Below are 12,274 nucleotides of genomic sequence, written 5' to 3'. Positions count from 1 at the left end.
GGCTTTCTACGAGGTCTGTCGGGACGCGGATGCACAGATGCCGAGGGCACCGCGCAGGGCGAGGGTCAGGTCGGTGACCGGTGTCTCGGACGCGCGATCGGTCAGCCAGGCGATGTGCCCGTCCGGCCGCACCAGGACGGCGCCCGTCGTGCCGATACCGAGCCGGCCGGGGTCGAGATCGAGCTCCCGACCGACCACGAAGGCGCGGATCGGGATCTGCCCGGCGGCCTCGGCTGTCGCTGTCGCCCAGGACGATCCGGCCGCGCCGGCGATCACGGTGAACCATGGCCCGAGCAGATCGAGGGTCGAGATCGTCGCCTGGTCGTAGCGGGTCCACACGTGCGGCAGCCGGGCACCGACGACGGCGGTGCCGAGCGGATCGGTGGCGACGCCGTCCGCGTCGTAGACATAGGCCAGTTCCTGGTCGAGGTCGTCGAAGTGCGCGCGGTGCTGCGGGATCGCGGCGGCCAGCCGGTCGCGTTCCCGCTGCGCCACCTCGGGATCCGGGCTGTCGAGCCGCTGGGCGATCTCGACGGTCAGCGGGCCGACCCCGGCATCGACCATGCGCAGCGCGTTGCCGACGCTGTGCTCGGTATTGCTGACCGCGACCGCGCGGCGCTCGGTCTCGTAGCTGTCCAGCAGGGCGTCCGGCGCCCAGCCGCCGAGGACGGCGGCGAGCTTCCAGCCCAGGTTGTCGGCGTCGGCGAGACCGGTGTTCATGCCGAGCCCGCCGGTCGGCGGAAACTGGTGCGCGCTGTCCCCGGCGAGCAGGACCCGCCCGGCGCGATAGCTCGCCGCGGTCCGGGCCGCCATCGTCCATGTCCCCACCGACCGGATGTCGACGGCGAGATCGGCGCTCCCGACCGCGGTGCGCACCAGGTCGATACAGCGCTGCGGGGTGTAGTCCGACAGCGATTCCTGTGCGGGGTCGAACGGCCGGTTCAACGTCCAGCGGTGGTCGCCGTCCATGCCGATGAGCACACCGGGCGAGTGGGCGTTGATCAGCCAGATCAGCAGCGCGGGGTCCGCCTCGGTCCACGGTGCGAGATCGGCGTGGAAATAGATGTTGAGCTGCTGCCCCAGCTCGGGCACGCCCGCCATGCCGATGCCGAGATCGTCACGCAGAGTGCCCGCGGCACCGTCGGACGCCACGACGTAGCGCGCCTGCACCGTACGGCGCCTGCCACCGGATTCGAGCTCGACCGCCACGTGATCACCCACGTCGGCGACACCGCGAACCTCGGTCTCGAAGGCCAGCGTCGCCATGCCCTGTGCCCGCAGCGCGTCGAGCAGTCGCTGCTGGACGCGATCCTGCGCGCACGAGGTGATCATCTCGGGAGAAGCGCCCGCGCGGCGCAGGATTCGGTCCTGTCCGCCATCGGCGAGGTCGATCCGACCGAGCGCGGAGCCGGCCAGGGTCTGCTTCCAGACGATATTGCGCATCCACTCCGGCGCGACGGCGTCGCCGGTGACCGCGTCGGCGATGCCCCAGGAGCGCAGCAGTTCCATCGATCGGGTGTTGACCACATGCGCGCGGGGATGCGGATTGATCCCGCCGAACCGCTCGCAGACGAGGCTCGCGACACCGTGCCGACCCAGCACATACGCCGTCGCCAGGCCGACGGGTCCCGCGCCGACGATGAGCACCGGCGTCCGATCGGGCGCGCTCACGGCCGCCGCACCAGGTTGGCGAACGACTCACCCGCGCCGAAGCGCGCGACGAGGTCGTCGGGATCGAATTCCACGCCGATCGGGTTGGCGGCGAAGGCGCCGGACTCGAAGAAGTCGGCCAGCTCCGCGTCGGTGGCGAAGTTGTCGATCTGCAGCTCGATGTGATTGCCGTCGGGGTCTTCGTAGTACATCGAGGTGGTCGGGCCGTGGTTGATCGTCCAGAACGGCCGCACCTCGAGCGCCTTCAACCGTTCGTAGGTGGCGAGCAGGTCGGCGAGCGTGTCGTAGGTGAAGGCCACGTGATGCAGGCCCGAGTGCGCGTCGGTCGGGCGCTGCGAGGCGCCGGTCGCCAGGAAGGCGACGCGGTGGTGTTCCTCGTCGTAGGTCACGAACGCCAGCAGGTCGGTGCCGAAGACCAGGCGTCCTTCCAGGACCTGGACGTACCAGTCGACCATCTCCGATAGCCGACCGGTCCGCAGGACGACGTGCGCGAGTTTTGCCGGTGATGCCATGAGCGGACTCTCCTTCGAGCCGAGAACATCTCTTGAATGCGATACAAGAGAAGCTAGGCCCGCTCATGAATGAAAGTCAAGAGGTCGCGGTCATCCCGCTTTCGCGGCGGCGGCGACGAGGGTGGCGATCAGCAGATCGATCAGCTCGTCGGTCGGCCGATCCAGGCGGCGCACGCTGACCAGCAGCCCCTCGAACAACACGTGGGCGAGGTCGGCGACCGAGGCGAGATCGGCACCGTCACCGGCCCGCTCCGACATCGCCGCGAAAAGCCGCTGCTCGAGCCAGTCGCGCATCTGCTCGTAGACCGCCCGCAGGGTCGCCGTTTCCTCCATCCGCTCGTAGGCGACGCGATGCAGCGCCCGATAGGGCTCCATCCGCACCAGCAGGGCGACCAGTTCGGCGCGCGGATCCCCCGACAGGGTCGCGTCGGCCTCGACCCGGGCCCGCTCCGCCTCGAAGATCGAGGCGATCACCGCGGCGAAGAGGTCATCCTTGGTGGGGAAATACCAGTGCACCGCCGCGGGCGCGATACCGGCCGCCCGGCCGACCGCCGCCACGCTGGTGCCGCGATAGCCGTTGCCGACGAAGAGCTCGCGCGCCTGCGCGACCAGTTCGGCCTGACGTTCGGCCTTGGGGATCTCCTGACGATTCTTGGGCATGCGACCACTCTATGCCCGCTCTTGACTGAGAGCTAAGACATGCTCTTAACTGACACTCAAGAGAACGGGCCGGTGGGTAGCCGGCGAACAAGGAGGTTCGATATGCGTCTCTACGCCCTCGACAGCGGACTCGCCAGGGAAGACCGGGCCGGCGTGCTCGCCGTGCTCGATCTGCCGTATCCGGACGTGGGCGCGCTCCTGCGCGGTCCGGGCGTCGACGCCGCCCGGACCGCGCCGGTGCTGCGGGAACAGCCGCTGACGCCCGCGACGCTGCGCTCCCCCGTGTCGCGGCCCGGCAAGGTGTTGATCGTCGGGTTGAACTACGGCAGCCACGCGAGCGAGGCGCTGGCGATGTTCGCGGCGCTGGGCACACCGGATATCACGCTCCCGGACGAACCGAACCTCCAGGTCTGCGCCGGGTCGGCGGTGACCGGTCCCGCCGATCCGATCCGGCTGCCCGCGGTGGCGGCCGAGTACGTCGACTACGAGGGTGAGGTCGCCGTCGTCATCGGCACGACCGCCACCGCGGTGACCGTGGACGAGGCGTGGGCGCACGTGGCCGGGCTGACGATCGTCAACGACGTGTCCGCGCGCGATATCCAGCGCCGGGCGATGACCGGGGACCCGACCGCATCGATCGGCGTCGCCAAGAGCTTCGACACTTTCAAACCGCTCGGCCCCTGCTTGGTCACCGCCGACGAGTTCACCGATACGCCGGATCTCGGCCTCCGCACCCGGGTGAACGGGCACCTGCGCCAAGAAGATCGGACCAGCGGCTTCCTGCATTCCATCCCGGAGCTGATCGCGTATCTGTCGTGCTATCAGACCCTCGAACCCGGTGACGTGATCTGCACCGGCACACCGCGCGGCGCCGGGGTGTTCTCGGAACGCTACCTGCGCGCCGGCGATCTGGTCGAGGTGGAGGTCGAGCGGATCGGCGTGCTCGGCAATCGGGTGGTCAGCGCGTGAACATCGTGCCCACCCCGCCCGACATCGTCGCCGTCGCGGAACTCGCGCGGCTCGAGTCGATATCGCCGGCCGAGCGCGCGTGGCCCGACAGCACCTACGAACTGCTCGCGGCCGCCGCTCGCCGGGCAGGCGACCGTCCCGCCCTCCACCTGCTGCGGGGTGGCCGAGGGTGGGATCGGCCCGAAACCTGGTCCTACGCGGATCTCCTGCTCCGGGTGAACCGGGCGGCAAACCTGTACGCGGCGCTCGGTCTCGAGCCCGGCGGGGTGGTGGGCCTGCTGTTGCCCAACACCGGCGCCACGTACGCGGCGCTGTTCGGCGCCCAGGCGGTGGGCATCGCCAATCCGGTCAATCCGATGCTCGCGACCGAGCACATCATCGATATCTTCCGGCTCACCGAAGCGCGGATACTCATCGCTGCCGCACCGGAACTCGACCCGGGGATGTGGCGGACGGCGTGCGAGGTGGTCGCGGCGCTGCCCGGATTGCGGGCGCTGATCACGGTCGGTGGCGAAGTGGCCGAACCGCCCGCACAGTGGGTCGGCGACTTCGACGCGCTGTCCGCCGGTCAGCCCGCGGAGCTCACGACAGATCGGCTGCCCCGGCCTACGGATGTGGCCGCCTATTTCCATACCGGCGGAACGACCGGCACGCCGAAGGTCGCGGCCCACACGCACGCGAACGAGGTCTCTCTCGCGTGGGCGCTGGCCCAGCACGAGATCTTCGGCGAGGACGCGGTCATGCTGGCCGGACTGCCGCTGTTCCATGTGAACGCGGTGCTCGTCACCGCGCTCGCACCGTTCTACTCGGCACGGTCGGTGGTGTCGCTCGGACCGCTCGGCTATCGGGACCGGACCGCGATGGCCGATTTCTGGCGGATCGTGGAACGCTATCGCGTCACCGGCTTTTCGGCGGTTCCCACGGTGTACGCGGGGCTGCCCGCCGTTCCGGACGGCGTCGACATCTCCAGCCTGCGGGCCGGAATCGTCGGTGCGGCCCCGCTTCCCAGCCGAGTCCGAAGCGATTTCGAAACCGCGACCGGGGTACCCATGCTCGAAGGGTACGGACTGACCGAAGCCACCTGCGCCAGCGTGCTCGCGCCGGTGCGCGGCAACCGTCCCGGCGCGCTGGGACTGCGGCTGCCCGACCAGCAGATCAAGGCGGTCCGGGTCGACGACGCCGGCAGGCCGGTCGCTGACTGCGCGCCCGGGGACACCGGGGTCCTTGCCGTGCGCGGACCCAGTGTCTTTCCCGGCTATCTCCGCGCGGGTCCCGGCGGCCCCACGCCCGACCCCACCGGGATCGTGGTCGACGGCTGGCTGATCACCGGCGATCTGGGACGGGTCGACGCCGACGGATTCGTGACGCTGGCAGGCCGAGCCCGCGACGTCATCATCCGCGGTGGGCACAATATCGACCCGCGGCTGGTCGAGGAGTCGCTGCTCGCGCATCCGGATATCGAAGCCGCCGCGGTGGTACCACGACCGGACAGCCACGCCGGCGAAGTGCCCGCGGCGTATGTCGTCCTGCGGCTCGGCGCCTGCGCGTCACCGGCGGAGTTGCTGTCCTGGGCCGGCTCCCACGCACCCGAACCGGCGGCCGCACCGAAATTCGTCCATATCGTCGAGGAAATCCCGGTCACCACGGTGGGCAAGGTGCACAAGGTGCCGCTGGTCCACGATGCGGTCCGGCGGGTGGTGATGCGGGAAACCCACGACGCCGGGCTCCGCGGCGATGTGGAGGTCAGTTCGCGAGACGGTCGCCCGCACGCGCTGCTCCGAGTGCGGGACAACGCCTCGGCCGGTGACATCGAGGCCCTGATCGGGCGGCTCGACGCCTATGCCTTCTCGTGCGCGATAGACCGAGGGCCCGATTCCTGAGCATCACCCGGGACGATCGCCCACCCGACGAGCCGAGAAATGAAGCCGCCCACCCTGGTTCGACAGGGTGGGCGGCTTCGTTTCGGCTCGAATCTACTCCGGCAGGCCGGTCTCGATCGCGGCGATGATGCGCGGGCGCAGATCGCTGACGCTGACGATGGCGTCGACCGAACCGACCTCGACGGCGCGCTGGATGTTGTGGACGCGGTCGAACTCCGCGGCCACATCGCCCAGCTTCTCCGCGCGCACCGAGGAGCGGACCTCGTCGAGTTCGGCGGTCAGGGTCGCGCGGTCGGTGCCGAACGCGTTGGCGGCCTGGGTCTCCAGGTCGCGCACGCGCGGGTCGGCCGCGGTGCGGGAGTTGACTTCGCCCGCGAAGACCACCGCGGCGGCGGGGGCGCCACCGAGGACCGAGGCGAACGAGCCCTCCAGGGCGAGCACGGTCATGTTCGGGTTCAGCGCCTTCGAGAACACCACGAACGCACCGCCGTGGTACCGCGAGATCACGGTGAACACGATCGGGCCCTCGAAGTTGACGATGGCGCGACCGATCTCGGCACCGTACTCGAGCTGCAGCTTGCGCATCGACTCCGGCGAGCCGTCGAAGCCCGACAGGTTCGCCAGCACCACCAGCGGACGGTTACCGCTGGCCGCGTTGATGGCCCGGGCGGCCTTCTTCGACGACCGCGGGAACAGGGTGCCCGCCGTGTAGGTGTCGGGACCGTCGGTCGACGGGAAACCGCGCCGCGGCACGCTGCGCGACTCGATCCCCAACAGGCACACGGGGATACCGCCGAGGTGCGCGTCCTGCACCACCGCGGTCTCGGCGTCGGCCATGCCCGCCCAGCGCTCCAGCACCGGGTGATCCTGGTCGGCCAGCGCGCGCATCACGGTCCGGATGTCGAAGGGCTTCTTCCGATCCGGGTTCGCGGCGGCGGAGAAGATCTCGCCGACGGTGGCGAAGGAGCTGTCGGCCAGCACGTGCGGGAAGCTCGAGATGTCGCGGTCGCTGGGGTCGACGGTCTGCGCGCGGCGCGGCGACTGCTCGCCCGGCGCGACGTAGGTGTGGTCGTAGTGCGCCATCAGCACGTCGCGGGCGGCGGTCAGGTTCGGCGCCCAGTACTGCGCCTGGCCGTTGGGGCCCATGACGCGGTCGTAGCCACCGATGCCGAAGTTGTCCTCGGCCGAGACGCCGCCGGAGAAGTCCAGCGACTGCTTGCCGGTCAGCACCATGGCCGAGTCCGGCGTCATCACCAGCACGCCCTTGGTGTGCATGAGCATGGTGGCTTCGGCATTCCAGTACGGCTGCGCGCCGACATTGATGCCGGCGACCACGATGTTGATCTCGCCGCCGTCCTGGGTGAACTCGACGATCCGCTTGAGCGCGGCGGCGACCCAGTCCATGTTCTCGGTGCCGGACTCCATCGAGATCCGGGCGCCGGAGGACAGCGCGTACCACTCCAGCGGCACCTGCAGGCGTTCGGCGAGATCGAGCGCGGCGATCACGCGGCGGCACTCGGGCTCCGAGAGCGCGCCCAGCGACTTGGTCGGGTCACCGAGCAGCAGGACGCGGGTGACGCCCTCGGGGTGCTGGATGGTCGGCGTGCTGATCACACCGGCGACGATGGCCGCGGTGTTGCGGCCCTTCGGCCGGTCGACGGGGACCAGGGTGTGGTCGGCGTCGAGGTCGTACTCGGCGAAATCGCCCAGCACACCGGTCAATTCGTACGGGTACACGGTGTTGCGGCCCGCGGCGCGCAGCACCTTCTGGCGGTACTCGTCGAGCGGCTCGACCGGCTCGTCGGTCAGCTCGCCGACGGTCACCTGGGAACCGCCGGTCGCGTCGATCGCGATCCGGACGCCGACCTTGGTCAGCTCACCGGTCTGCGGATCACGCTGACGCGCGATGAGCAGGATTTCCTCCAGCCCGGCGCCGACGGCGGTCGGCAGCACGTGTCCGCCGATCGTGGCCAGTTCCTCGCTGGTGACGTCCATCGGCGGCCAGATGTACATCACGATGCGGTTGGTGTTGAGCCGCTTGGCCGAGGGCCGCCGCGACTGCGCCCGACGGATCGAGTCGACACAGGTCGCGATCGTGCTCTCGGCGGTGGGCAGGGCGAGCAGCCTGCCGTCGTGTTCACGCAGCGCGGCCAGGTCGCGGACCTGGGCGAAGGCGATCAGGCGGTCGTCGGACGGATTGCCCTTGGCGACGCACCGGAACAGGTAGACCTCTTCGTCGTCCGAGGACGGCAGGCGGGTCAGGTCGAACTTGCGCAGCCGTTCCATCTGCATCCGCTGCGCGATGTAGGGGTGCAGGCCGCGGATCAGCCGCTCCTCCGCCATGCCGGTGGCCGACGGACGGAAGGTGAAGTGGTGGTGCATGACCGCGCCGTTGCTGCCCGCCACGGTGGCGGTGATCCGGTGCACCTGCTGCGGCAGCTGGTAGCCGCCGAGGACCTCCTGCAGGGCCGCGGCCATGGCGTCGAAGTCCTCGGGCTGGGCTTCCCAGCTGAGGTAGATGTCGGCGTCGATCGAGGCGGCGCCGTTGGCCAGCTCGCCGAGGCCCTGCAGCGCGGTGCCCAGCTCGTCGAAGCTCACCGCGGCCGAGACCAGGCTCGCGCCGTCGCGCTCGGCGACGACGAAGGACGTGCCGCCGACCTGCTCGGTGTGCACGCCGGTCAGGCCCTTGTTGCCGTAGTAGCGGCGGGTCAGCACCTCGAGCAGGACGGTGTGGTCGGGCTTGTCGCGCTCGAGCCGCTGGCCGAGCAGGCGCACCAGCGGTTCGGTGCTGCGCACCATGTCGGCGATGCGGGCGGCGCGATCGGCCGAGTCCGGGTGCGCGTCCAGGTAGGTCAGGTGCTTGCGGACATTGGTGTAGACGCGGGCACGGTTGCGGCGCAGCAGCGGCTGGCCGTACCAGCCGTAGACCAGCCCTCGGGTGAGGTCGGCGATCACCGGGAAGCGCACCTGCGTGGCCGCGACCAGGCGCTCGAGCGCCAGGCCGACGGGCTCGCGCAGCACCTGGTCCGGCATCGGCTCCCGCAGCCACTCGCGCAGCAGCGTGGTGATGACCTCGACGGTGTCGGTCGGGCGCTGCTGGGCCAGGAAGATCCGGAACACCGCGGCCTCGAGGTCCGGGGTCCGATCCAGCTCGGTGACGCCGTAGTGGCTCAGCGCCTGCGCCAGCTTGGCCTGGTACGCCTCGGGCAGACCGGCCCGCTCGACGTCGAGGCTCTGCAGGTAGGTGTGGAAGTACTCGCGCGCACTGTGCAGGTGGTCCGCGCTGTGCTCGTCGTCGGCCGCGCGGTTGTGGCTCAGTTCGGCCAGATCGGCGAAGACCTGGACGAGTTCGAGTTCCTCGGCCAGCGGACGGTGATCGCCGGCGACACAATCGCGGCGGGCCGCGAGGTACTCGTCGAGGACGCGGCGGTCGTCGTGCGGGTCGACGTCGAAGCCGAGCAGCAGGCTGCGCAGATCCTGCAGGCCGCGCGCGAGCCGCTCGTGCGGCTGGCGCGGGGTGGGCTCGGTGGGCAGGTCGAGCTCGACCGTCCCGACCGCTTCGGTCTCGCCTGCCTCGTCGTCGTCGGCGAGGGGCTCGAGCCGCAGCAGCGGCGCGCCGGTCTCGACCTGGGTGCCGACCGAGACGTTGCATTCCTTGAGCCGGGCGCGGAACGGCGCGCGCAGCACCGTCTCCATCTTCATGCTCTCCAGCACGAGCACCGCGGCGCCTGCCTCGACCTCGGCACCGACCTCGAGCGGGGTGCCGACGACCAGGGCGGGCGCGGGCGAGCGGACGACGCCGCCCTCGTCCCGGCTGATCCGGTGGGTCACGCCGTCGACGTCGACCAGGTGGGTCGGTCCGTGGGTGCCGGTGATCAGGCGGTAGCGGGTGCCGTTGACGACGATCTGCCCGGTGTGCTGGTCGAAACGCTCGAGATCGACGTCGGCGGTGGTCAGTTCGGCGCCGGCCTCGATGCCGACGCGGAACCGGTGCGCGCCGATGCGCGCCACCCGGACCCGGTAGCTCGCGCCGCGCAGCTTCAGGTCGAGCGGGCGGCCGCTCTCGTGCTGGACCTGCGGACGGCCGCCGGAGGCGGTGGACAGCAGGCGGTGCCGCTCGGCGCGCTCGTCGTCCTCGTAGGCGTCGATCGCGGCCGCGGCGAGCGCGATGGCGGAGTGCTGGTGGGTCACCAGGCGGCCCTCACCGCGCACCCGGTCGATCCAGCCGGTGTCGGCGCTGGCGTCGATCACCTCGGGCTGCTCGAGCAGGTCGAGGACGAAGCTCTTGTTGGTCGCGCCGCCCTCGATGACCACCCGGGTCTGCGCCATGGCCCGGCGCAGCCGGCCGAGGGCCTCGTTGCGGTCGCGGCCGTAGGCGATGATCTTGGCGATCATCGAGTCGAAGTCGGCGGGGATGGTGTCGCCCTCGCTGACGCCGGTGTCCACGCGGATGCCCGGGCCCGCGGGCAGGTCGAGCCGCACGATGCGGCCGGGGGCGGGGGCGAAGTCACGGTCGGGATCCTCGGCGTTGAGCCGGGCCTCGATGGCGTGGCCACGCTCGACCGGCGGGGTGCCCTCGAGCTTGGTGCCGGAGGCCACCGACAGCTGCGCGTGCACGAGATCGACACCGGTGGTGCACTCGGTGATCGGATGCTCGACCTGCAGGCGGGTGTTCACCTCGAGGAACGCGAACAGCTGTTCCCCCGGGTGGTACAGGAATTCGACGGTCGCCGCGCCGCAGTAGCCGACCGCGACGGCGAGGCGCTCCGCGGAGGCCTTCAGCTCGGCGGTCTGCTCCGCGCTGAGCACGGGCGACGCGGACTCCTCGATGACCTTCTGGTTGCGCCGCTGCACCGAGCAGTCGCGGACGCCGAGCGCCCACGCCGTGCCCTGTCCGTCGGCGATCACCTGGACCTCGACGTGGCGGGCACCGGTGACCAGACGCTCCAGGAAGACCACACCGCTGCCGAAGGCGCGCGCGGCTTCCTGCTTGGTGCGCTCGTAGGCGTCGACCAGTTCGGCCTCGTTGGTGATGACGCGGATGCCGCGGCCGCCACCACCGGCGGTGGCCTTGAGCATCAGCGGGTAGCCGATCTCGGAGGCGGCCTCGATGGCGTCCTCGACGGTGTCGACCGCGCCGCGGCTCCACGGCGCGACCGGGACCCCGACCTCTTCGGCGAGCAGCTTGGCGCCGATCTTGTCGCCCAGCTTGCGCATGGCCTCGGCGCTGGGGCCGATGAAGGTGACGCCGATGTGCTCGCACAGTTCGGCGAAGGCCGGATCCTCGGCGACGAAGCCCCAGCCGACCCAGGCCGCGTCGGCCTTGGTGGCCACCAGGGCCTGCTCGAGCACCTTGAGATCCAGGTACGGGCGGGCCGAGGCCGGGCCGAGGTCGTAGGCGACATCGGCGGCCCGGACGAACGTGGCGTTTCGGTCGACGTCGGTGTACAGGGCGACCGTTTCGATCGGTAGCCCACTCGCCGCTGCCAGATCACGGACGGCATGGATGAGCCGCATGGCGGCCTCTCCCCTGTTGACGATGGCGATGCGGCTGAACACTCGCCGACTCCTTTCCAATACCGAGTTGTGTGGCCCGGACGGGTACGAATTCGAACTCCGGTTCCAGGGCAGTGTGCACCTCTACTCCGTATATGTGAACAGCGTCCAAGGGTTACCCGCACGTATTAATGAAGTCGGCCGCACACGCCCCGGTCAGCGCGGGGTCTCGGCGCGCCTCGACGCGCGCCGACGGCACGGCCCGGACGCGATGTCTTCAGTGTCCTCCGAATCGCGCGACCGGCCGAGAGTAGTGCGCTACCCGGCGCGTCCCGGCCTGGTTCGTTTCACTTGACGGCGCCGGTGAGCGCGACGGAGGCGCCGAGCCCGATGATCATCGCCCCGCCGGTGGCGCCGACCGCTTCCAGGCGGCGCGGCGAGCGGGCGAACCAGCCGCGCGCGGTCCCCGCGACCAGCGCCCAGCTGCTGTCGAGCACCAGCGCCGGCACCGCCATGATCGTCCCGAGCACCACCAGCTGCGCGACCATCGATCCGGCCGCCGGATCGACGAACTGCGGCAGCACCGCCGCCGCCACGAAGGCGAGCAGATCCGGAAGCGGAACCATCGACCGACCGTACGGACCGATCGGCCTGCCCGGCAGGGGTTTCCCGCCTCGGGCTTGCCTTGACCTCGGCGTCAATCCCTAGCGTGGTCGACCCGGGGCGAGGTGCCCCGCCGACCGAGGGAGAGAACATGACCCACGCGATGACCGCGGTGACGGATGCGACGTTCGCCGGCGCGGTGCTCGCCGCCGAGGTACCGGTGCTCGTCGAGTTCACGGCGTCGTGGTGCCCGCCGTGCAAGATGATCGAGCCGATGCTGGGGGAACTGGCCCGCGAGGAGGCTGACCGGATGACGGCGGTCCAGCTCGATGTCGACGCCAACCCGCGCACGACCGCCGACTACGCCGTGCTGTCGATGCCGACGCTGATGCTGTTCCGGGACGGCGAGCCGGTGCGCACGGTCGTCGGCGCGCGGTCCAAGCGGCGGCTGCTCGACGACCTGGCGGACGCGCTCTGAGTCCG

Annotated in this window: 7 protein-coding genes and 1 pseudogene; 3 read left to right on the top strand and 5 right to left on the bottom strand. The window is 70.6% G+C overall.

Features of this window, described 5'->3' with window-relative positions:
* Positions 1-6: 6 nt before the first annotated feature.
* From ATM97_RS27085 to ATM97_RS27075, 3 genes are all read right to left on the bottom strand, one after another.
* A complete protein-coding gene (locus tag ATM97_RS27085) occupies positions 7-1,671 on the bottom strand; it encodes an FAD-dependent monooxygenase (RefSeq protein ID WP_218721024.1) in 1,665 nt (554 codons plus the stop codon).
* Positions 1,668-2,183 carry a VOC family protein gene (locus tag ATM97_RS27080; protein ID WP_218721023.1) on the bottom strand — a complete coding sequence of 172 codons (516 nt, stop codon included), beginning with the start codon at positions 2,181-2,183 and terminating at the stop codon, positions 1,668-1,670. Before ATM97_RS27080 ends, ATM97_RS27085 begins: the two co-directional genes overlap by 4 nt.
* Before the next feature lie 90 nt (positions 2,184-2,273).
* On the bottom strand, positions 2,274-2,843 hold the full coding sequence (locus ATM97_RS27075; RefSeq protein WP_218721022.1) for a TetR/AcrR family transcriptional regulator: 570 nt from the start codon (positions 2,841-2,843) through the stop codon (positions 2,274-2,276).
* 102 nt (positions 2,844-2,945) lie between these two features.
* Between ATM97_RS27075 and ATM97_RS27070 the strand changes: the two genes are divergently transcribed.
* Both ATM97_RS27070 and ATM97_RS27065 read left to right on the top strand, forming a co-directional pair.
* Entirely contained in the window at positions 2,946-3,812 is an 867-nt protein-coding gene (locus tag ATM97_RS27070) for a fumarylacetoacetate hydrolase family protein (protein ID WP_218721021.1), read from the top strand.
* Positions 3,809-5,692 carry an acyl-CoA synthetase gene (locus tag ATM97_RS27065; RefSeq protein WP_308248635.1) on the top strand — a complete coding sequence of 628 codons (1,884 nt, stop codon included), beginning with the start codon at positions 3,809-3,811 and terminating at the stop codon, positions 5,690-5,692. The genes ATM97_RS27070 and ATM97_RS27065 overlap by 4 nt, the downstream gene beginning before the upstream one ends.
* 93 nt (positions 5,693-5,785) lie before the next feature.
* Here ATM97_RS27065 and ATM97_RS27060 read toward each other — a convergent pair whose 3' ends face one another.
* Together ATM97_RS27060 and ATM97_RS27055 are read right to left on the bottom strand one after the other, a co-directional pair.
* Positions 5,786-11,251, bottom strand: coding sequence for a carboxyl transferase domain-containing protein (locus tag ATM97_RS27060; protein ID WP_218721020.1), 5,466 nt, complete (start codon positions 11,249-11,251; stop codon positions 5,786-5,788).
* Between the two features lie 284 nt (positions 11,252-11,535).
* Positions 11,536-11,790: pseudogene (locus ATM97_RS27055) on the bottom strand (LysE family translocator); the annotation flags it as partial.
* A 152-nt stretch (positions 11,791-11,942) separates the two neighbouring features.
* Between ATM97_RS27055 and ATM97_RS27050 the strand changes: the two are divergent.
* Complete coding sequence (locus ATM97_RS27050; protein ID WP_305082665.1) at positions 11,943-12,269, top strand: co-chaperone YbbN; 327 nt, start codon at positions 11,943-11,945, stop codon at positions 12,267-12,269.
* Positions 12,270-12,274: the final 5 nt, after the last annotated feature.

Origin of the sequence: Nocardia sp. MH4 (genome assembly GCF_019266065.1) — a bacterium.
Taxonomy (GTDB): Bacteria; Actinomycetota; Actinomycetes; order Mycobacteriales; family Mycobacteriaceae; genus Nocardia; species Nocardia canadensis.
Note: the sequence above shows the minus strand (reverse complement) of the source record. Positions and strands in the feature narration are given on the sequence as shown.

Coding starts and splice junctions, on each gene's coding strand:
- ATM97_RS27075 (WP_218721022.1), bottom strand. CDS start 2,843: ATGCCCAAGAATCGTCAGGAGATCCCCAAGGCCGAACGTCAGGCCGAA.
- ATM97_RS27070 (WP_218721021.1), top strand. CDS start 2,946: ATGCGTCTCTACGCCCTCGACAGCGGACTCGCCAGGGAAGACCGGGCC.
- ATM97_RS27050 (WP_305082665.1), top strand. CDS start 11,943: ATGACCCACGCGATGACCGCGGTGACGGATGCGACGTTCGCCGGCGCG.
- ATM97_RS27080 (WP_218721023.1), bottom strand. CDS start 2,183: ATGGCATCACCGGCAAAACTCGCGCACGTCGTCCTGCGGACCGGTCGG.